Genomic DNA, 18,511 nt, shown 5'->3' with positions numbered 1-18,511 from the left:
CTGCGTAGGTTGACCGGATGCCTCAGCGCTCCATGCCCGCCATCCGGCTCGATCTGATCGCCCGCTATCTGCGGCCCCACAGGAGGGCCGTGATCAAAGGTGGTGTGGCGCTGGTGGCGGTGAACCTGCTGGGAGTGCTGATCCCCCTCCGGGTGCGCACGGCCATCGACGATCTGCAGGACGGCTTTCAGCTGGACGACATCCTCGTTCAGGCGGCGATCATCGTGGCCCTGGCCACCGTGATGGGCGGGGTGCGGCTCTGGTCGCGGATGCTGGTGTTCGGAGCCGGCCGCGATGTGGAGGTGGGTCTGCGCCAGCGGATCTTTTCCCACATGCTGCGCCAGGACCCCGGCTGGGTGCAGCGCACCGGCAGCGGTGAGGTGATCAGCCGGGCCACCAGCGACGTGGAGAACGTGCGCCGGCTGCTGGGCTTCGCTGTGCTCAGCCTCACCAACACCCTGCTGGCCTACGCCTTCACCCTGCCGGCGATGCTGGCGATCGACCCCTGGCTCAGCCTGGCGGCGGTGGCGGTCTACCCGGTGATGCTGATCACCGTGGGGCGCTTCGGTGGCCGGATGATGCGCCAGCAGCGCCAGCAGCAGGAAACCCTCGCCGGCCTCAGCAGCCTGATTCAGGAGGACCTCTCCGGCATCGGCGCGATCAAGATCTACGGCCAGGAGCCCACCGAGCAGGAGGCGTTCTCCTCACGCAACCGTCGCTATCGCGATGCCGCCCTCTCCCTGGCCCGCACGCGCAGCATCCTCTTCCCGCTGCTCGAAGGTCTCTCCTCCGTGAGCCTGCTGCTGCTGCTGGCCCTCGGCAGCGGCCAGCTGGAGAGCGGCCGGCTCAGCATCGGCGCGCTCGTGGCGCTGATCCTCTTCGTGGAGCGGCTGGTGTTCCCCACCGCTCTGCTGGGCTTCACCCTCAGCACCTTCCAGACCGGCCAGGTCAGCCTCGAGCGGGTGGAGCAACTGCTCTCCCGCGAGCCGGCGATCCGCTCCAGCGAGCGTCCTCTTTCTCCCCCGGTGGATGGACCCGGGCGGCTTCAGGCCCGCAACCTCACCGTCCGCTACGACGAGCAGAGCGACCCGGCCCTGAGCGGTCTCAGCTTCGATCTGCAGCCCGGCGAGCTCGTGGCGGTGGTGGGTCCGGTCGGATGCGGCAAGACCACCCTGGCCCGCGCCCTCGGCCGCATGGTTCCGGTGGCCTCCGGCCAGCTCTTCCTCGATGGTGTGGATGTGACGGCCATGGAGCTCGGCGATCTGCGCCGGCACGTGGCGATGGTGCCCCAGGAGGGCTACCTGTTCACCGCCAGCCTGGCCGACAACATCCGCTACGGCGAGCCGCACGCCGCCCGGGAGCGCGTCGAGACGGTGGCGGAGCAGGCCCGTCTGGCCGGCGACATCCGCGGCTTCCCCGATGGCTTCGAGACCCTGGTGGGGGAGCGCGGCATCACCCTCAGTGGCGGACAGCGCCAGCGCACCGCCCTGAGCCGGGCCCTGATCATGGATGCGCCGATCCTTGTGCTCGACGACGCCCTGGCCAGCGTCGACAACGCCACAGCGGCCGCGATCCTCGAGGAGCTGCGCCATCAGCGCCAGCGCACCATCCTGCTGATCTCCCACCAGCTCTCGGCTGCCGCCGGCTGCGATCGGATCCTGGTGATGGAGGACGGACGCATCGTCCAGGAAGGGGAGCACCGCACCCTGCTGGCCCGCAGCGGCACCTACCAGCGGCTCTGGGACCGGGAACAGGCGGAGGAGCGGCTGCGAACTGTTGTGAGGGCCTGATGCAGCAGGCCCTCAACCGGCTTCACTGGAGCTCTCTGCCCGGCCCGCGATGGAGTCCACCAAGGCCTTCAACCCCTCCGCGTTCAACGTCCGCTGCACCCTGACCTTCGGGGACATCTACGGCCAGATCATGCTCTGGATGCTGGTGATCTTCGCCAGCCTCGCCGCCGGTCTGGCCCTGATGGGCTCGAGCCGTCCCCTGTTCGCTCTGGTGGGGGTGGGCCTGATCCTGGTGCTCTCGCTGCCCTTCCTCCTCTTCGCCTTCACGACCACGCTCCTGAACCACATCGCCCTGGAGGCGAGGGAGGGAGAGCCGTCCTGACGCGGTTCCGGCGCCATTCCTAGGGTCAGACCCCATCTTCCGGAGCCGGTTTCATGTTTGCCCGTTTCCTGGGCCAGCCCCCCGCGGGTCGCGCCACGGCCATCCCCACCGCCGAGCGCCATGCCGTTCTGGGCACACCGATCCAGGCGCCTCCGGGGCCCGGGCAGGAGGAGGTGCTCTTCGGCTGCGGCTGCTTCTGGGGGGCGGAGAAGGGCTTCTGGCGCCTTCCGGGCGTGGTGAGCACCGCCGTGGGTTACGCCGGCGGTCAGGTTCCCAATCCCACCTACGACGAGGTCTGCAGCGGCCTCACCGGCCATTCGGAGGTGGTCCGCGTGGTGTGGACCAGTGATGCGCTGGATTTCAGCGATCTGCTGAAGCTCTTCTGGGAGTGCCACGACCCCACCCAGGGGGACCGTCAGGGCAACGACCGCGGCAGCCAGTACCGATCGGCGATCTTCACCTTCAGCCCGCGCCAGCAGGAGCTGGCCCTGGCCAGCCGGGACGCTTATCAGGCCGCCCTCGGCGCGAAGGGCTACCCGGCGATCACCACCGAGATCGCGGCCGACAGGACCTTCTACTTCGCCGAGGCCTATCACCAGCAGTACCTGGCCAAGCCGGGCAGCCGGCCCTACTGCTCGGCGCAGCCCAGCGGCCAGCCGCTCGGGTCCTTCCCCGGTTCCGACTACCGCCTGCCGGCCTCCGTCTGGGATCACTTCGACTGGTCCGTTCAGCACTGCGTGCTGCGCGGTGACAATGCCCCGATCAGCGTCTGAGGCTTCCGCCCGTGTTCACCGTCGCCCTGCCCCTGGCGCTGGCCTTCATCATGGCCACCCTGGGCCTCGGTCTCACGGGCGCTGACTTCCGTTTCGCCCTGCGTCGGCCGCGTCCCCTCCTGGCCGGTGTGCTGTCTCAGGTGGTGCTGCTGCCGCTGGTGGCCCTGGCCCTGATCCAGCTCAGCGGCCTGCGCGGTGAGCTGGCCGTGGGGGTGCTGATCCTGGCCTGCTGCCCCGGCGGCATCACCTCCAACGTGATGACGAAGCTGGCGCGCGGAGACGTGGCCCTCTCGATCTCCTTCACCGCCCTGGCCAGCCTGATCACCAGCGTGAGCCTGCCTCTGATCCTTCAGACCACCGCACCGCTCCTGACCGACGGCGGCCTGCCGCAGGTCTCGGTGGCGGGGCTCAGCCTGCGCATGTTCGCCATGACCACCATTCCCGTGGTCCTGGGGGTGGCGCTGCACCGCATGCGGCCGTCGCTGGCCCTGGGGCTGGAACGCCGTTTTACGCCCGTGGCCAACGGCCTGTTCGCCCTGATCCTGCTGATCACGATCATCAGCCAGTGGTCCACGCTGATGGCGCAGCTCGGCCGGCTGGCTCCCCTGCTGCTGCTGCTCAACCTGGTGATGCTCGCCATCGGCACCCTGGTGGCCGGCGCCATGGCCCTGCCGGTGCCGCAGGTGAGCACGGTGGCCATCGAGAGCGGCTTCCAGAACGGCACCGTCGGAATCGCAGTGGGCGCTGTGCTGGCGACAGCCACCGCAGCGGCCACGGGGGCCGGCACCGGTCCGGCAGCGGCACTCAGCCCCTACAGCCTTCCCTCAGCGGTCTACGGGGTGGTGATGATGCTCACGATCGGCCCCTACGTGCTCTGGCGGCGTTCGCTCAGCCACGCGGTCACCGCGTCCAGGCTGGCGGACGCCGATTCCCAGGGCAGTACGTTGCGCCCCGGCAGCAGCCGTGAGACCGCTCCAGGCAGCCGCTCCTCGTAGAACGCGGCCTTCTCCTCCAGGCTCTCCCGCCGGCCCCTGCGGCTGATGGCCGAGGCCTCCTCGCCGAAGAGGGCCAGCACCGGCGTGTTCAGTGAGGTCATCTGGGGCACATAGTCACCTCGCCAGAAGCCGGCCAGGAAGGCGAACACGGCCCAGCGGGTCTCCATGTCGGCCGCACCCTGCTCGAGCATGGCCAGCCAGGCGTCGTCCACATCGTCGGGACGGGCGAAGAGCTGGCGTTCCGAGAAGGAGCTCAGGAAGGCCCGGCGTCGGGCCCAGCGGTAGAAGAGGGCGCCGAGCGGCCCGCTGAACCAGCCGTTCCAGAGAAGCCGCGCCAGCCGCTCCGGCATCGGCTGACTCATCACCCGCCAGGCCGGCGGACCGAACAGCACCAGGCCCGACACCAGCTCCGGTTCCAGTCGCTGCAGCTCCAGGGCGATCGGCAGGGACGCGCCCTGAACGAGCAGGAGCGAGGGGCGCTGCAGGTCGCCGCGCAGATGCAGGGCCAGGGGTTCGGCCCACTGGCGTGGTGTGAGCGGCAGGCGCGGGCAGCTGGAGGCTCCGCAGCCGAGCAGATCCGGCAGCAGCACGGCGCCCGGCCAGTTCCGGCGGCTGCCGGCCTCGAGGAAGCGGTCCCAGAAGGCCGAGGAGAGCCCCACCCCGATGGGATGGATCGCCAGCCAGGGGTCCGGCCCTTGGGTCGGATCGCCCACCAGCCGGGCCTGGCTGAGCCCCAGATCCGTCTTTCGGGACAGGGTGGTGGCCTGCATGGCCGTGGGGTCGCGAAACGGTGATGTGGATGCAAGCATGGCGCCGAGGGATCGCACCGCATGACTCCCCTGCCGGATCGGATCGTGTTGCTTCTGCTGGCGGGAACCGTGGGTGTGTGTTTTCTGCTGGCCGCACTGGTGGCCCGGCAGGGCGGTGAGCCACCTCTGCCGATGCTCTGGAAGGACGGTGGAGCGGATGCCCCGCCCCTGACCCGGCTCCACTCCCGCCCGACCGCGGTGTGACCCCGCCGGACGGCCACCGATGACGGATCGCCAGCTGCCGGCCGCCCCAGGCGGGTCGCGCCGGTTTCACCCCCTGCCGCGCGGCCTGGTCCAGCTCTACGGCCTGGTGGCGGTGCTGATGGTGCTGATTCCTGAATGGATGGCCGGCGGCACGCTGCAGGGTTTCCGGGATTGCCGCGTCGGCTCGGCCCTGCCGGTCACAGCGGCGGCCTGGGGCCGGATCCCGGAACTGAGGCTGGCGGCCATGAGCCTGGCCGAACTGCGGCAGCTGGCGCGGCGTCTGCGGGTGGGGGGGTATGCCTCCATGGGGCGCGAGGCGCTGCAGCAGCGACTGCTGCGGCCGCTGACCCGTCTGAGTCGTCCACCGGGGCCTCTCAGACGCCTGGCGGCCATGGGTCAGGCCCGCTCCCGGCAGCGCAGATCGCTGTGATAGCTTCCCCTCATCGGGGCGTAGCGCAGCTTGGTAGCGCACCACTTTGGGGTAGTGGGGGTCGTGGGTTCAAATCCCGCCGCTCCGATTGATTTCTTCCGGTCGCCTCAGCCGGTCAACCGCAGGCTCCCCAGGCAGCGGTCGGGCATATCCAGGCCCCGCTGACTACGATCAGCCCAGACGTCGGCTCCGCAATGACCGCCAGCGGTGCGCAGGGTTCCGAATCCGCCGCGGATGTGGCACGGGTGCTGGCCGATCCCGGCCTCGGCCTCGGAGACAGCGACACCCTAAGCACGTTGGCCGAGGAGGCCATCTCCGGCGGAGCGTCCACGATCGAGCTCGACTGCGGGGCGATCAGCTTCATGGACAGCCGTGGTTTCGGATCCCTGATCCAGTTCCGCAATGCCCTCTGCGAGAAGGGCACGGTTCTGAAGCTGATCAACATCCCCAGGCAGATGGAGATGCTGCTGGAGATCACCGGCACCGCCGACCTGCTCAAAGCAGGCGGCTGATCGATCAGCGCACCGGCCGGCAGAGCAGCCCGGCCATCAGGGCCCGCATCCCCGGCTCCCCGCCCTCGGCTGCAGCCGGGGACCCCAGCTCCGCTGTGGTGCAGCCGGTCTCCAGCAGGCTCAGCCCATCCCCGGCCTCGGCACCACTCAGGCGACGGCAGAGCCGAGTCAGCAGCGCTTCGGCCTCATTGCGGCTGAATCGGGGCAGCAGCACCCCGACAGTGCACAGATCGAGGCGGCCGATCAGGGCCTCCGGGCCCAGTTCTTCCGAGAGGGGCTTCAGAGTTGCCTCCAGCGCTCCCGGCACCGACGGACCATCGGCGGCCTCCTGCTTCAGGGCCGTGCCCGGAGCGAAGCGGAGCATGAGCAGCGACAGCGCGTCGCCACGCCTGCGGGACAGGTGCAGCAGATGCTCTCCCAGGCCGAGGAACAGGCCGCGGGGCAGCAGGAGGGAGCCGGGCTCCACCCCCGCATCCTGCTCCCGTTCGAGCGTGAGTCCGCGCAGCTCCCACTCCAGCCGCTCGAGCCGGTCATGCGCCTGGCGCAGTTCGCGTGTCTTGCTCTCCACCAGGGTCGCCAGCAGATGGCTGTCCTCCGAGGCCGCCGCCATCCGGGCGGCATGGGCGGTCGCCATGTCGAGAACGATGAAGGCGTAGAGAAACAGCGACACCACCAGGGTCAGGGTGCCGAGCAGCGGTTCGCTGTCGGTCAGCATCCAGTTGCCCGGCAGGCTCCCCGCCGGTAGCGCCGCCAGGAGCACAAGCAGCAGGCCCACGAGGGTGAATTCGCAGCAGAGGCTGTAGAGGGAGGCCCGGAAGGCCAGAAACAGGGCCAGCACCGGCAGCAGCAGCACCAGGGGCGTGCGCAGGGCCTCGTTCTGCACCACGGCCACCACCACGCCGAACACCAGCAGGGCCGAGGCGCTCAGCCTGGGCAGGTCCGCCACCAGAACCCGCCGGTCGGAAGCGCGCATCAGGAACAGTGGCGCCAGCAGATAGATGGCCGTGAGGCGGATGATGAACAGCTGGCCGTAGGCCACGCTGCCGGCCGCCGCCCCGAGCTGCAGGCTGAGGGCCAGCCAGCCGACGGCCGCTCCGGCCAGGCCGGCCAGCGGTCCGGAGCGCAGCACCAGCGAGCGGATGTCGAGCGGGGCGGCGTCCGGGGAACCGTCGCGCCCCGGCCTGCGCAGCGTGAAGCGTTGACTCAGCAGCGACTCGAGCACGCAGGCTGCGGTCACCAGGCTGGCGGCCGCGAGGCTGAGGGGCGAACGGGTCCAGCTGTCGGCGCGGCTGGCCATCGAGAGCACCGTGCCCACCCAGATGCCGGGCAGGGTGTGGACCCAGGCGGGTCGGCCCTTCGCCAGATGGAGACCGACGCAGATGCCGCTGACCGGCCAGGCCAGGGGCAGCAGCACATCCCCGGTGAGTCCCATCGCCACCACGACGCCGGCCAGCAGCAGGTTCAGCCCGAGGACGGCCCGCAGGTTGGCTGTCATGCCGGTCCGGCCCCCGCGGGCGATGGCTTGCGCAACCGGATCAGCCGTGTGCCGGGATCCGGCAGGCAGGATTCGATCGACCAGCCGCGCTGGTCCACGAGATTGGCCAGGATTCGAAGGCCCCAGTGGCGCTCATGCTCCAGCGGCGAGTAATCGCTGGAGCGCATCAGCCGCCGCCGCTCCTCCAGCTCCTCGCTGACGTCGAAGCGAACGTCATGGGAGTGGGCCTCGATCAGCAGAGCCGCCTCGCTCCAGGTCACCGCGATCGCGATCGGCGTGTCCGGCGGCAGGTGGGCGTGGCCGTGGCGGGCGATGTTGGAGAAGATCTCGGTCACGGCGATCTCCGCCTCGAGGACGAGGGCGCCGCTCAGCCGCGATCTGAGGCCCTCACTCAGCCACTCCATCACCGCGGGCAGGGCGGCGATGTCGCTGGGGAAGCTGCGGCGCAGCACCCAGCCGGAACCCTCGGGTGGCGGGGCCATCACATGGCACCCGATTGCTTGGAGAGCAGCACCCGGAAGGTGCGGACGATCAGGCGCAGGTCGTAACTGAAACTCCAGCGGCGCTGATAGCGCAGATCGAGTTCGATGATGTCCTCGAAACTGGTGACTTTGGAGCGCCCGTACACCTGCCACTCACCGGAGAGGCCGGGCCGCACATCAAACCGCCGCCATTCGGGCACGTTGTAGATCTCCACCTCATCGGGTGTGGGCGGCCGGGTCCCGATCAGGCTCATGTCGCCGATGAAGACATTCCAGAACTGGGGCAGCTCATCGAGGCTGGTGCGGCGCAGAAACCGCCCGACCCGGGTGATGCGGGGATCGTTCTCGTTCTTGAAGATCGCGCCGCTGGCCTGATTGGTCACCGTGTGCTTCAGCGCCTCGGCATCGGTGACCATCGAGCGGAACTTCCACAGCCGGAAGCGGCGCCCCATCAGCCCGCAGCGGGTCTGGCTGAACAGGATCGGGCCCTTGCCCTCGGAGCGGATGGCGATGGCGATCGGAATGAACAGCAGAGCCGTGATCACCAGGCCGATGCCCGACCCCACCACGTCGATCACCCGTTTGGGCCAGCAGCGAACCGAGGGGTGGGTGAGCGAGCCCCGCTCCGGCACCGCGTCCAGCGTGCTCTGAGTGATGGCATCGGAGCCGTCCACCAGGGTCAGCATCTGGTCCAGCCCGGCCAGGGAGAGTGCCAGCTTCAGCTGGTCATTCACGCTCCAGAGCTCCATGGCGAGGCCGGCCTGATTGCATCGCCGCAGCAGCATCACCAGGGAGCCGACGCCGCTGCTGTCGATCATGCGGGTCTGGGCGCAATCCAGGATCAGGCGTTTCAGCCCCTCCGCGCCGTTCAGTCGTTCCTCCAGGAAGGAGCGGAAGGCATCGGCCTCATTGACGGTGAGCAGCTGAGGCACGGTGATGATGAGGCTGCCGCCGGCCTCGCTCACCAGGTAGGGATGGTCGGGGATCAGGCTCATCGTTCGATCCGGCCGGCGTACTGCTCGAGGCTGCGGCACAGGAAGGCGGAGGACCGGCTGGGCAGATCCTCGAGGGCGGAGCGCCTGGGCTCGCTCAGGAAGCGCAGCAGGTCGGTGGGGCTCCAGGCCACCGGCACCCCGAGCTCCTGCAGGGCGCGGCCCAGCTCCACCTGGTGGTCGTCCACCTGCTCGCCGTAGCGGGCCGCGCGGGGCACCAGCACGAAGGGCATGCTCCGCTGCTCCAGCAGGCCGAGCACATCCTCGCCGCAGTGACTGATCACCAGCTCCGCCTCCTCCAGCAGGCGGTCGAAGTGGTAACTGTCCACGTCCCGGTAGATGCGGGCTCCCTCGGGAATCACGCCGCAGCGGCCGATCTGGATCACCACCTCACTGCCGAACAGCTGACGCTGGATGATCAGGCCGACCCACTCCATCAGCCGATCGAAGGGATAGGGGTCGTTGCCCGCCGCCACGAGAATCATCGGACCGTCGCCTCCGGTTGTGCAGTGCCGTTCATGGGCCGGTTCACCTCAGTGTTCGATCAGGATGCTGCGGGGGTGCAGCGCCTGCAGCTGGGGCCAGTGCACGTAGAGCCTGGAGAGAAAGGGCAGGCAGAGGCGTGCCGAGAGCGAGAGCGACCGGGTGCGGGTGATCGATTCGATGAACACCGTGCGGCTGCCCAGCACGCGGGCCAGGCCGATGAACGGCACCGCCACTGCCGTTCCGGTGCTGATCACCAGATCGGGGCGCTCCCGTAGCAGCACCTTGAAGGCCAGGCCGAGGTTCCGCAGCAGGTTGGGGATGTTGCGGTGCGTGGGGCCGTGGGCCCACACCACCGTTTCGCCGTCGAGCTGATGGCGGGTCACGTCCGTCGGCAGCGTCACCCAGACCCGCTCGTGCTGCGACCAGAAGTCGGTCAGCTGATGCAGCGCCCGGAACTGTCCTCCCGCCGAGCAGACCAGCAGCAGCTTCATGGCTGATCCGGGCAGAGGCGTTTTGAGGGTCCGCAGGCCCCTTCGGTGGCCCTATCGCTGCGGTTCAAGGATGCTCTCCTCTCCTCTGGCCGCAGGCTACGAACGGAGTCTGGGGCCGGCAACGCCGCGCCTCAGGCGTGTCAGCCGCTCGCGCAGGCTCACCAGCAGGGCCGCCGCGATCGTGAGCAGGGTGCGGCGGGGCTCCTGCAGCGGCAGCCAGGGGCTGCAGCGCAGGCTGCGGGAGAGAAAGCCCCAGACGCGCCGGGCCGGCTGCTGCAGCCGGATCGCGCGTCGGGCGAGGTAGCGCAGATGCACCGCTTCGGCGTGAGCTCCGTGGCGGGCCACCACATCGGGCGCGATCGTGCGGGCCCGATCCATCAGGGCCTGCCAGCCGTCCTCCATCCGCTCCAGATCAGCGGAGAGGCCCCCCTCCTGGGTGCGGTAGCCGGTGAGGGGGGCCTTCAGACCCTCGATCTCCCAGCCGGGCTGGAGGCTGGCGCGGAAGAGCCACTCGAGATCCTCGCTGTACTGCATGCCCACGGTGAAGCCGCCGACGCTGTTGAACACGCAGCGCCGCACCACCCAGCTCGAGGTGGTGCAGGTGGGGTTCTCCTCAAGGAAGTGCTGCGGACGCAGCCGGTGCAGCCGGGCGCTGGAGATCACGCCCGTGGGCTGGCCATCGGCCCTGAGAAAGGCGACCCGGCTGAAGGCCACTCCGAGCTGGGTGTGAGCCGCGAACTGAGCCACGTGGGCGGCCAGCTTGGCGGGTCTCCACAGATCGTCCGCGTCGAGAAACGCGATCAGCGGGGCTGAGGTGGCGGCCACGCCGGTGTTGCGGGCCCGCGAGACGCCACCGTTGGAACACTGCAGCAGCTGAATGCGCGGATCCCTGTCGCTCCAGCCGCGCACCAGCTCGGCCGTCCCATCGATGGAGCCGTCGTCCACCACCACCAGTTCCCAGTCCGTCAGGGTCTGGTCGCGCACGCTGGCCAGGGTCCCCTCGAGCGTGGCGGCCGCGTTGTAGGCCGGGATCACCACCGCGACCTGGGCCATGGGCGTGCTCCCACTCCGCCTGCAGGATGGCGGTATCGCTCCTGCGCCGCCACGGCGGCTCCTCCGGCTGTGTTGTTGGGCCGCGTTCCCGCCTGGATGGGCAACAGCGTTGACCTGCGCTGTGCCTTTCATTATTCGGGTTCCCTCGGTGGCGGCGATTTCGCCGAGGTGGTTCCCCTCTCACCGCACCTGCTCGCCTTCTACCTGGTGGACGTCACCGGCCACGGCGACGCGGTGCAGGGGTTCTGCCCCCTGATCCGGGCCTACATGCGGGCCGTGCTCTGCACGGGGGTCTCACCCCTTCCGCCCGAGGCGCTGCTGCAGTGCATGAACCAGGACCTCTGCTCCCGCGGCCATGGCCTGAGCACCTTCGCCATCTGGTTCGCCGTGTTCGACAGCGAACGCCGCATCCTGCGCTACTCCAGCGCCGGCCATCCCCCCGCCTACCTGATGGAGCCGGTGCGCCGCAGCGTGGGGTTGCGCTTCTGGGAACGCTCCCGCCCGGCCCGCGAGAGCCTGACGGCCCGCGCCCTGAGCTGCCGCACCCCGGCCATCGGCATGGTGCCGGACCTGCGCTTCCGCGGCGCCGATGTGGCCGTTCATCACGGCAGCCGGTTGTACCTGTTCAGTGACGGGCTCTATGAGTGCGCGGATGCGCCTGACGACTGGAACCTCACCGCCCTGGTGGATCTGCTGCGCGAGCGCGACGGTGAGGCGGCCCGCGGCGGCAGGCCGGCCGACCCATCAGCCCTGATGCAGGAGGTGGAGGGGCGGATGGGCCGGGCGGGATTCGACGACGACGTCTCCCTGCTGACCCTGCATTTCCCCTGAGCTCAGCGGGCGCGCCGCTGGGGCTGGAGCACGATCAGGTGACGCTCGTTGTCGAAGGCGATCACGTTCTGGTCCCTGAGGATCCCGATCACCCGGGTCACGGTCACCCGGGTGGTGGAGAGGGCGCCGGCGATGTCCTGGTGGGTGAGCCGCATCGTGAGCCTCAGCCCTCCCTGGCAGGGCGTGCCGTAATCCCGCGCCAGCAACTGCAGAAAGCCCCGCACCCGTTCCTCCACCCGCCTCAGGCCGAGCAGGGCCAGCAGCGCTTCCGACTGCCGGTAACGGGCGGATGTGGCCTTCCAGAGGGCGAGCGCCAGATGGGGGCTGTTCTCGATGTCCGCGCAGGGAAGGCAGAGCAGATCGCTGTCGGTCAGCGCCACCGCCTCGTAGGCCTCCACGGTGCTCAGGGGTTCCCCGAAGGGTTCGTTCGGACCGGCCAGACCGAGCAGCAGTTCGTCTCCGTGCACGGACAGGGCAGCCAGTTTCACCATGCCGCGCACCACCAGCCAGAGGCTGTCCTTCAGGAGGGGCACGGCATTGCCCGCACCCACATGCACCAGGGAGCGCTGCCGGTAGTTGCGTTCGAGCAGGTCAAGGACGGCCTGCTGGCGAGCGTTGTGGCGGTAGGGAACGGAGACCATGAGCCTGCAGCGCTGGATACGGGTTCAATGTATGAAGCGCCACATCGTTGTCCAACCAAGACAAGATCAGAAGCTGATTAAGGCTGCTCTAAGAGATCCTCAAGACTGCAAAAAGGGAGAAAGGCATCGCCTTTCTCCCTCGTCGTTTCCAGTTGAGGGCATGGAATGCCCAGCTTCAGGTGTCAGACCAACGTCAGCACCTGAACGAGAGCGCCCTCATGCCCGCCTCGCGTCAGCGGAGGATCACTTGATCTGGTTCACCGCGGCCTTGGCCTTGGCCAGGATCGATCCCTTCAGCGGCACGTAGCCGAGATTGTCCGCCAGATCCTGAGCTGCGGGGCTCAGCATGTAGTTGAGGGTTTCCCGGATCGTCTTGGCCTTGTCGCCGTTACCGGTCTTGTAGGCCAGCACCCAGGTGAGGGTGGCGATGGGATAGCTGCCTGCTCCGGCGGGGTTGGGGTCGGAGCCGGCGAGGTTGCTGTCGAGCTTCACATTGTTGAGTGCCGCAGCACCACTCGTGAAGCTGGGCTTGACGTACTTGCCGGCCTTGTTCTGCACGGCAGCGGCCTTGATCACCCCCTTGACGAAGGCCTGGTTGACGTAACCGAGGGAGCCGGGCTTGCTCTTGATCACACCAGCCACCCCCTCGTTGCCCTTGCCGCCGACGCCGACGGGCCACTTGAGCGACTTGCCTGTGCCCACCTTGCTCTTCCATTCGGGAGAGAAGGCCGACAGAGACTGGGAGAAGGCCTTGGTGGTGCCGGAGCCGTCCGAGCGGTGCACCACGGTGATCTTGCCGCTGCCGCAGCCGAGGCTCTTCCAGTCGCTGATCTTGCCGAGGAAGATGTCGGCCACCTGCTTCTGGGTCAGCCTGAGGTTGCAGCCGGGTTTGTTGTAGGCGATGGCAATGGTTCCTCCCACCATCGGGATCTGCACCACGCCGCGCTTGACCTTGGCCATGTCGGCCGACTTCATCGGATCATCGCTGGCGCCGAAGTTCACGGTGCCGGCGATGAACTGCCGGCGACCGGATCCGGACCCCACGGACTGATAGTTGACCTGAGGACCACCTTTTCTGGCCAGATCGGCGAACCAGCGCTGGTAGATCGGAGCGGGGAAGGAGGCGCCGGCTCCGTTGATGCGGGGAGCTGCGGTCGCTGTGACGCCGCCCGCGAGGGCGACGATGGAGCCGAGGGCGAGGGCCGTCCTGGCGAGAGTCATGTCCGGACACAAAGTGTGACCATCCGTTGATACCCGCGTGCCGGGGGTGCTGACGTTAGATGTCAGTTAAGGTCTGGTCATCATTGCTTCAACCCGCCCCTTTCGGCTTCGAGATCATCCAGCAGCTGCAGCCAGGTCTCCACATAGGTCGGCCAGGCCAGCCCCGCCTGGCGGCGCGCTGATGCTCAGCCGCGTCCAAGCCCCTGGTTTTCATCACCAGGGCCCTGACCCAGCGCCCTGAGCGCCCAGACCCTCCGAACGTGCCCCAAGCCCAGACCGTGCAACTCCGTCGCAGCCGCGGTCCCTGGCCGTTCATCACGTGGAGGGTCTTCCAGGGTCTGGATCAGGACCTCATCGTCTGGCGCTCTCGGCATCACCGCAAGCGCCTGCCGATCCGCCCCCGGGGTGTGAGTGCACGGCCGCCGATCAACCTGCTCCGTTGCCTGTGGATGCCAGCCGAACTGAACTGGTGGATCGGTGTGGTGTTCGCCCTTGGTTCCCTCTGCTTTCTGATCGGCAGCCTGCTCAGCCTCTCCCCGCCCGTGTCGATGCGCTTCGGGCTGGCAACTGCCGATCTCAATGCCATCTTCTTCATCGGCTCCATCCCTTTCACCACCGCCGCCTATCTGCAACTGCTGCAGGCGGCCAACAGCGGCAGCATCGAGTCACTGCGACAGCGTCCTCGTGAGCGCCTCCCCGCAGGTCGACTCCGCGCTGAACCAGCACGCTTCCATTGGTTCGGCTGGAAACCAGCCGACATCGGCTGGTTGAGTTGTGCTCTGCAGTTCCCCGGCACCCTGCTGTTCAACATCAACACCTTCAACGGCATGCGCGCAGGACTCGGCTGGACCCAGCAGGAGGTGCTGATCTGGATTCCCGATGTCCTGGGCTCGGTTCTGTTTCTCCTCTCGGGAGCCCTGGCCTTCATGGAAGCGGGCCACGCCTACTGGTCCTGGAAGCCCGGCCATCTCTCCTGGTGGGTCACACTGATCAACCTGATCGGTTGCATCGGCTTCATGCTTGCGGCGATCAATGGCACCATCCTGCCGTCCACCCATGCACAGGCCGATGCCAGCCTCTCCCTCGTCTACACCGCAGTGGGGGCGATGGGATTTCTGATCGGTTCGCTGTTGATGTTGCCGGAGTCGCTGATTCCCTCCTGATGGATCCCCTAGCTGTTGTCCAGAGTCTCCCGGGCCATCACTGCTTCATCCCGCTCCTCCCGGCTTCGAGATCATCCAGCAGCTGCAGCCAGGTCTCCACATAGGTCGGCCAGGCCAGCCCCGCCTGGCGGCGCCCCTCCTCGCCCCAGGCCCGTCGCTGCTCGGGCCCGCAGCGGATCAGCTGGGCGATGGCGCCGGCGAGCTCTCCGGGCCCGGCCGTGGCGATCAGTCCGCAGCCTGAGGCCTGTTCCGTCAGGCCATCCACCTGGGTGACCAGCACCGGCCGGCCGCTGGCCTTCGCCTCCAGGGCGACATTGCCGAAGGGCTCCCAGCGCGATGGGACCACCAGTGCATCGATTCCGGCGAAGAAGGCGGGCAGATCGGTGATGACTCCGCTGAAGCTCACATGGGGCAGGTCGGCGGCCGCCCGGCGCAGGGCCTCCTCCTCATCGCCACCGCCACCGAGGCGCAGCTGCACCTGGGCCGGATCGAGCCGGCGCATGGCCTCCAGCAGCAGGTCAAACCCCTTCTGCTCGCTGAAGCGTCCCAGGGCACCGAGCACCAGTGGGCCTGCATGGGGTTCGGGCAGGGCCAGGGCTTCGAACTCGTGCACCTCGCGCGACGTGCACACCGTCGCCAGCCGTTCGGCCTTCACCAGGCTGCGCCGTCGCATCCACTCGGCCTGGCCCCGGCTCACGGCCACCACGCGGTCGAAACTCCGGTAGCTCAGCCGCAGCATCCATTCCAGTCGGGCCAGCGGCTTGCCGTATCGGTGCTGCATGTGGAGGGCAAAGCCCTCGCAGTAGTGGTGCTCCACCAGCAGCCGGATCGGCGCCTTCAGCCGCCGGAAACTCAGCAGTGATCGCCAGGAGGACGGCGCGTTCACCACCAGCACATCGGGCTTGAGCTGCGGCAGCCGCTCGGCCAGCTGATCGTGCCGGCAGACCTCCAGCCGGTGACGCTGCGGCGGGGTGGCGGCGATCAGGGCATCGATCGTCCAGCGGATGCCGCTGGCCCAGGCCTCCTTCTGGGTGTTGTCGGCGAAGAGAACGGTGAGGGCCATCGCGGAACCGGGCGAAGGATCAGGCGGGCTGCGACAAGGGGCGGCTGGGCGGCGTCATGACGCCGGTGCCGCCAGCAGGCGCCGGCTGGCCCAGAGGTAGTAGATCCCCTGCACCAGCCAGTGGGCCGCGCAGACCGCGGCGGCGACGCCGAGGATGCCGTAACGCGCTCCAGCCAGCACCCCGATCACCAGCACCACGGTGAGCACCACCTGGTACTGGAGATCCAGGCGGGGCCGGTCGATCGCGCGCACCAGGGAGGTGACGGCCACGGCGAAGGGACGGGAGAGGGCGGAGAGGCAGATCAGCTGCAGCACCGGCACCGCCCCATCCTCGACCCAGCGCTGACCGAACAGGATCGGCACGTACAGCGGTGCCACCACCACCTGCAGCAGCACGAAGGGGATGAAGATCTTCATCACGATGCGGAGATTGCGGCGGAACACATGGGCCATGTCCTGCCCTCCCTGACGCGCTTCACAGAGGTCGGTGTAGAACGCCGGCATCAGGGTGCTGATCAGGGCCAGTGAGAAGCCGAGACCGGCGTTGAAGGCGAAGTAATAGAGGCCCAGCTGGGCGGTGGAGAGCAGCAGCCCGATGAGCAGGTAATCCAGATTCGACTGGAAGGTGGTGAGCAGCTCGCTGCCGAGAATCTTGCTGCTGAATCCGATCAGAATGCGGGAATTGGTGAAGGACAACCGCTTTGGAATCGGCCAGGGGCGGAAGCGATAGAGCATCAACGGCCAGATCGGCGTGATCAGAATCTTCGGCAGCACGATGGCCCACAGCCCGAATCCCTGATACGCCAACAGCGCGCTGAGCATGTTGTCCGTGCCGATGCTCACCAGCACCGTGAGGCTGAGGGGCTTGAGCTGGTTGTCGATCATGATCAGCGAGGTGGGCACCACGCTGAAGGGAATGAACAGGTAGCCCACGCTGATGCAGACGATCGGCCAGAACAGGGCCTCCTGCTGATAGACGCGCACCATCACCGCTGCCGCCACCACGCTGCCGAGGCAGAGCAGCAGCGACAGCACCAGACTGAGGGAGAAGGCTGTGGGGATCAGCTCATCCACCTGGCGGGGATTGCGCAGCTGCACGAGGCGATCCACAATGCCGTTGCGCGTGAACACCACCAGCAGCTCATTGACCGACAGCACCAGAGCCGCCAGGCCGTAGTCATTTTCGGTGAGGAAGCGTGCCAGCACGGCCGTGGCGAAGAGGCGGGTGACGCGCACGCCGATCTCGGCCGCTCCGGTCCAGCTGATGTTTCGCAGATAATTGCGCTGCATGTCGTGTCCGGTCCCGGCTCTGCCACACTGCCCGGATTCTGCCGGATTCCGCCAGCCCTTCAAGCGATCTGAGGCCTGGCCGATGCCCGAGTTCCCATGACGCCGATCTTCTTCCTGAAAGGCTGCAAGGACATCGCGCCCGAGAATCTGGCCGAACGCCTGATCTGGTGGTCGATTGTTCTCACCTACCCGATCTACATCATCGGTGGGTTGTACATCGTCGGCTCGGTGCTCTCCTGGCTGCTGCTGCTGATCCTGCTGATCAAGATCCTCGGCACCGAGAATGCCCAGGAGCGTCCCAGCATCCACTGGAGTCTGTGGGTGTGGATCGTGGCCATGCTGGTGATGGAAGTGGCCCTGCTGGTGGGGCACACCAACTTCAACTTCGGCACCGCTCAGATCATCAAGAGCAGCATCGGCTGGGCCAAGGGCTGGGCGGCTCTTGCCCTCTATCCCCTCGCCGGTTGTCTGCGCATCCGGCCGCAGCTGCTCTACCGAGCCGGTTGCATCTTCGCGATGCATTCGATCTTCTGGTTCGTGCTCTGCACGGTGGCCTTCGCTCTCAAGATCCCCCCACCCTCCGGTGGCGAGGGTCTTGTGTATGTGTCGCCCCTCAAGGCGCTCGGTGGCAGTGGTGAGAGCTTCTTCCAGCTCACCATGTATGAGATCGATCCGGAAAGCGGTGCCTCCCGCTTCCGCTTCTTCGCGCCCTGGGCTCCGGCCGGCGGCATGGTGGCCAACACCTATCTGGTGATGGCGATCCGGGAACGCAAGCTGTCCTGGAAGCTGCTCGGTCTGCTGGGGACCTTCCTGATCGCGGTCGGCACCAAGAGCCGCCTGGGCCAGCTCGGCTATCTTGTGATCCCTCCGATCACCTTCTTCCTCAGCCGCGCCAGCCGCCCCTGGATGCTGTTCGGCCTGAGCGGCGTGAGTTATGTGATGGGGTTCGTGTTCCCCACGCTCAAGACCGCCCTCGAGAACTTCTACCGCGATTTCAAGGGCCAGAGGGCGGGCAGTTCAGCGGTGCGTGCAGCCCTGAAGGAGATCGCCTTCTACCGCTGGTACAAGGAGGCGCCGATCTGGGGCCACGGCACCGTGGAGCGTGGGCCCAAGCTGGTGGAGCACATGCCGATCGGCTCCCATCACACCTGGGCCGGCCTGCTGTTCGCCAAGGGAATCGTGGGCTTTCTGGCCTTCCTCGTGCCGGTGATCGTGACGCTGGGCGTGCTGCTGCAGAAGGCCTGGGATCAGCGCCATGAGCATGCCTCCGCCGGCATCGGAATCATGGTGATGGTGCTGCTCTACACCTTTGCCGAGAACATGGAGACGCTGATCTATCTCTACTGGCCCGGCGCCATCCTGCTGGGCATCGCCCTCAACGAGCCGGCTCAGCCCAGGGCGTCCCCGCCGCAACCCCCCGGGCCCGGGCTGCTGGAGCCGGCCGCCGGTCGTCCTGCCGCAGCCTGAG

General features: G+C 67.9%; 20 protein-coding genes and 1 tRNA gene. 11 read left to right on the top strand and 10 right to left on the bottom strand.

The genetic code is table 11. The features are described from left to right. Positions 1-32 precede the first annotated feature (32 nt). The 8 genes from EVJ50_RS03705 (at position 33) to EVJ50_RS03665 (ending at position 5,835) form a co-directional block, all read left to right on the top strand. Positions 33-1,790, top strand: a complete 1,758-nt coding sequence (locus EVJ50_RS03705) for an ABC transporter ATP-binding protein (protein WP_150884832.1) — start codon at positions 33-35, stop codon at positions 1,788-1,790. A gap of 49 nt (positions 1,791-1,839) precedes the next feature. Continuing rightward, a complete protein-coding gene (locus tag EVJ50_RS03700) occupies positions 1,840-2,112 on the top strand; it encodes a hypothetical protein (protein WP_150882414.1) in 273 nt (90 codons plus the stop codon). 53 nt (positions 2,113-2,165) lie between these two features. After that, positions 2,166-2,885, top strand: coding sequence for a peptide-methionine (S)-S-oxide reductase MsrA (msrA, locus tag EVJ50_RS03695; RefSeq protein WP_150882413.1), 720 nt, complete (start codon positions 2,166-2,168; stop codon positions 2,883-2,885). Positions 2,886-2,896: 11 nt separating this feature from the next. Then, the gene (locus tag EVJ50_RS03690) at positions 2,897-3,880 is read left to right on the top strand and encodes a bile acid:sodium symporter family protein (protein ID WP_150882412.1); all 984 of its coding nucleotides are present in this window, start codon (positions 2,897-2,899) and stop codon (positions 3,878-3,880) included. Positions 3,881-4,710: 830 nt separating this feature from the next. Next, positions 4,711-4,893 (top strand): hypothetical protein, encoded by a 183-nt coding sequence (locus EVJ50_RS03680; protein ID WP_150882411.1) that lies wholly within the window; start codon positions 4,711-4,713, stop codon positions 4,891-4,893. A 19-nt stretch (positions 4,894-4,912) separates the two neighbouring features. Further along, positions 4,913-5,323, top strand: coding sequence for a hypothetical protein (locus EVJ50_RS03675; protein ID WP_225323066.1), 411 nt, complete (start codon positions 4,913-4,915; stop codon positions 5,321-5,323). A 14-nt stretch (positions 5,324-5,337) separates the two neighbouring features. Then, a tRNA-Pro gene (locus EVJ50_RS03670) sits at positions 5,338-5,411 on the top strand. A gap of 106 nt (positions 5,412-5,517) precedes the next feature. Continuing rightward, positions 5,518-5,835 (top strand): STAS domain-containing protein, encoded by a 318-nt coding sequence (locus EVJ50_RS03665; protein ID WP_150882410.1) that lies wholly within the window; start codon positions 5,518-5,520, stop codon positions 5,833-5,835. A gap of 4 nt (positions 5,836-5,839) precedes the next feature. On the opposite strand, the gene EVJ50_RS03660 is transcribed toward EVJ50_RS03665, so the two are convergent. From EVJ50_RS03660 to EVJ50_RS03635, 6 genes are all read right to left on the bottom strand, one after another. Next, positions 5,840-7,330, bottom strand: a complete 1,491-nt coding sequence (locus tag EVJ50_RS03660) for a hypothetical protein (RefSeq protein WP_150882409.1) — start codon at positions 7,328-7,330, stop codon at positions 5,840-5,842. After that, positions 7,327-7,812, bottom strand: a complete 486-nt coding sequence (locus tag EVJ50_RS03655; RefSeq protein WP_150882408.1) for an ATP-binding protein — start codon at positions 7,810-7,812, stop codon at positions 7,327-7,329. The genes EVJ50_RS03660 and EVJ50_RS03655 overlap by 4 nt, the downstream gene beginning before the upstream one ends. Beyond that, entirely contained in the window at positions 7,812-8,807 is a 996-nt protein-coding gene (locus EVJ50_RS03650) for a sugar transferase (protein ID WP_150882407.1), read from the bottom strand. The genes EVJ50_RS03655 and EVJ50_RS03650 overlap by 1 nt, the downstream gene beginning before the upstream one ends. Further along, positions 8,804-9,289, bottom strand: a complete 486-nt coding sequence (locus EVJ50_RS03645; protein ID WP_150882406.1) for a glycosyltransferase — start codon at positions 9,287-9,289, stop codon at positions 8,804-8,806. Before EVJ50_RS03645 ends, EVJ50_RS03650 begins: the two co-directional genes overlap by 4 nt. Before the next feature lie 48 nt (positions 9,290-9,337). Further along, positions 9,338-9,781: a UDP-N-acetylglucosamine--LPS N-acetylglucosamine transferase gene (locus EVJ50_RS03640; protein ID WP_150882405.1), complete on the bottom strand. Its 444-nt coding sequence runs from the start codon at positions 9,779-9,781 to the stop codon at positions 9,338-9,340. A 96-nt stretch (positions 9,782-9,877) separates the two neighbouring features. Further along, positions 9,878-10,834, bottom strand: a complete 957-nt coding sequence (locus EVJ50_RS03635; RefSeq protein WP_150882404.1) for a glycosyltransferase family A protein — start codon at positions 10,832-10,834, stop codon at positions 9,878-9,880. Positions 10,835-10,909: 75 nt separating this feature from the next. Here EVJ50_RS03635 and EVJ50_RS03630 point away from each other — a divergent pair, with 75 nt between their 5' ends. Further along, entirely contained in the window at positions 10,910-11,665 is a 756-nt protein-coding gene (locus EVJ50_RS03630; protein WP_150882403.1) for a PP2C family protein-serine/threonine phosphatase, read from the top strand. Positions 11,666-11,667: 2 nt separating this feature from the next. On the opposite strand, the gene EVJ50_RS03625 is transcribed toward EVJ50_RS03630, so the two are convergent. Together EVJ50_RS03625 and pstS are read right to left on the bottom strand one after the other, a co-directional pair. Continuing rightward, on the bottom strand, positions 11,668-12,306 hold the full coding sequence (locus tag EVJ50_RS03625; protein WP_150882402.1) for a Crp/Fnr family transcriptional regulator: 639 nt from the start codon (positions 12,304-12,306) through the stop codon (positions 11,668-11,670). Between the two features lie 243 nt (positions 12,307-12,549). Further along, positions 12,550-13,527, bottom strand: a complete 978-nt coding sequence (pstS, locus tag EVJ50_RS03620) for a phosphate ABC transporter substrate-binding protein PstS (protein WP_150882401.1) — start codon at positions 13,525-13,527, stop codon at positions 12,550-12,552. A gap of 449 nt (positions 13,528-13,976) precedes the next feature. Between pstS and EVJ50_RS03615 the strand changes: the two genes are divergently transcribed. Further along, complete coding sequence (locus tag EVJ50_RS03615; protein ID WP_225323065.1) at positions 13,977-14,690, top strand: hypothetical protein; 714 nt, start codon at positions 13,977-13,979, stop codon at positions 14,688-14,690. Positions 14,691-14,727: 37 nt separating this feature from the next. Here the strand turns inward: EVJ50_RS03615 and EVJ50_RS03610 are convergent, their stop codons facing one another. Both EVJ50_RS03610 and EVJ50_RS03605 read right to left on the bottom strand, forming a co-directional pair. After that, positions 14,728-15,753 carry a glycosyltransferase family 4 protein gene (locus tag EVJ50_RS03610; protein WP_150882399.1) on the bottom strand — a complete coding sequence of 342 codons (1,026 nt, stop codon included), beginning with the start codon at positions 15,751-15,753 and terminating at the stop codon, positions 14,728-14,730. Between the two features lie 54 nt (positions 15,754-15,807). Continuing rightward, positions 15,808-17,043, bottom strand: a complete 1,236-nt coding sequence (locus EVJ50_RS03605) for an oligosaccharide flippase family protein (protein WP_150882398.1) — start codon at positions 17,041-17,043, stop codon at positions 15,808-15,810. Between the two features lie 96 nt (positions 17,044-17,139). Between EVJ50_RS03605 and EVJ50_RS03600 the strand changes: the two genes are divergently transcribed. Continuing rightward, positions 17,140-18,510, top strand: coding sequence for an O-antigen ligase family protein (locus EVJ50_RS03600; RefSeq protein ID WP_191964854.1), 1,371 nt, complete (start codon positions 17,140-17,142; stop codon positions 18,508-18,510). The last annotated feature ends 1 nt before the right edge of the window (position 18,511 follow it).

It is taken from the genome of Synechococcus sp. RSCCF101 (genome assembly GCF_008807075.1).
Taxonomy (GTDB): Bacteria; Cyanobacteriota; Cyanobacteriia; order PCC-6307; family Cyanobiaceae; genus RSCCF101.
Note: the sequence above shows the minus strand (reverse complement) of the source record. Positions and strands in the feature narration are given on the sequence as shown.

Excerpts from the sequence above, each read along its gene's own strand:
- EVJ50_RS03660 (WP_150882409.1), bottom strand. The coding sequence starts at position 7,330 with ATGACAGCCAACCTGCGGGCCGTCCTCGGGCTGAACCTGCTGCTGGCC.
- EVJ50_RS03705 (WP_150884832.1), top strand. The coding sequence starts at position 33 with ATGCCCGCCATCCGGCTCGATCTGATCGCCCGCTATCTGCGGCCCCAC.
- EVJ50_RS03640 (WP_150882405.1), bottom strand. The coding sequence starts at position 9,781 with ATGAAGCTGCTGCTGGTCTGCTCGGCGGGAGGACAGTTCCGGGCGCTG.
- EVJ50_RS03610 (WP_150882399.1), bottom strand. The coding sequence starts at position 15,753 with ATGGCCCTCACCGTTCTCTTCGCCGACAACACCCAGAAGGAGGCCTGG.
- EVJ50_RS03650 (WP_150882407.1), bottom strand. The coding sequence starts at position 8,807 with ATGAGCCTGATCCCCGACCATCCCTACCTGGTGAGCGAGGCCGGCGGC.
- EVJ50_RS03625 (WP_150882402.1), bottom strand. The coding sequence starts at position 12,306 with ATGGTCTCCGTTCCCTACCGCCACAACGCTCGCCAGCAGGCCGTCCTT.
- EVJ50_RS03665 (WP_150882410.1), top strand. The coding sequence starts at position 5,518 with ATGACCGCCAGCGGTGCGCAGGGTTCCGAATCCGCCGCGGATGTGGCA.
- pstS (WP_150882401.1), bottom strand. The coding sequence starts at position 13,527 with ATGACTCTCGCCAGGACGGCCCTCGCCCTCGGCTCCATCGTCGCCCTC.
- EVJ50_RS03600 (WP_191964854.1), top strand. The coding sequence starts at position 17,140 with ATGACGCCGATCTTCTTCCTGAAAGGCTGCAAGGACATCGCGCCCGAG.
- EVJ50_RS03675 (WP_225323066.1), top strand. The coding sequence starts at position 4,913 with ATGACGGATCGCCAGCTGCCGGCCGCCCCAGGCGGGTCGCGCCGGTTT.
- EVJ50_RS03605 (WP_150882398.1), bottom strand. The coding sequence starts at position 17,043 with ATGCAGCGCAATTATCTGCGAAACATCAGCTGGACCGGAGCGGCCGAG.
- EVJ50_RS03635 (WP_150882404.1), bottom strand. The coding sequence starts at position 10,834 with ATGGCCCAGGTCGCGGTGGTGATCCCGGCCTACAACGCGGCCGCCACG.
- EVJ50_RS03615 (WP_225323065.1), top strand. The coding sequence starts at position 13,977 with ATGCCAGCCGAACTGAACTGGTGGATCGGTGTGGTGTTCGCCCTTGGT.
- EVJ50_RS03700 (WP_150882414.1), top strand. The coding sequence starts at position 1,840 with ATGGAGTCCACCAAGGCCTTCAACCCCTCCGCGTTCAACGTCCGCTGC.
- msrA (WP_150882413.1), top strand. The coding sequence starts at position 2,166 with ATGTTTGCCCGTTTCCTGGGCCAGCCCCCCGCGGGTCGCGCCACGGCC.
- EVJ50_RS03645 (WP_150882406.1), bottom strand. The coding sequence starts at position 9,289 with ATGATTCTCGTGGCGGCGGGCAACGACCCCTATCCCTTCGATCGGCTG.
- EVJ50_RS03680 (WP_150882411.1), top strand. The coding sequence starts at position 4,711 with ATGACTCCCCTGCCGGATCGGATCGTGTTGCTTCTGCTGGCGGGAACC.
- EVJ50_RS03655 (WP_150882408.1), bottom strand. The coding sequence starts at position 7,812 with ATGGCCCCGCCACCCGAGGGTTCCGGCTGGGTGCTGCGCCGCAGCTTC.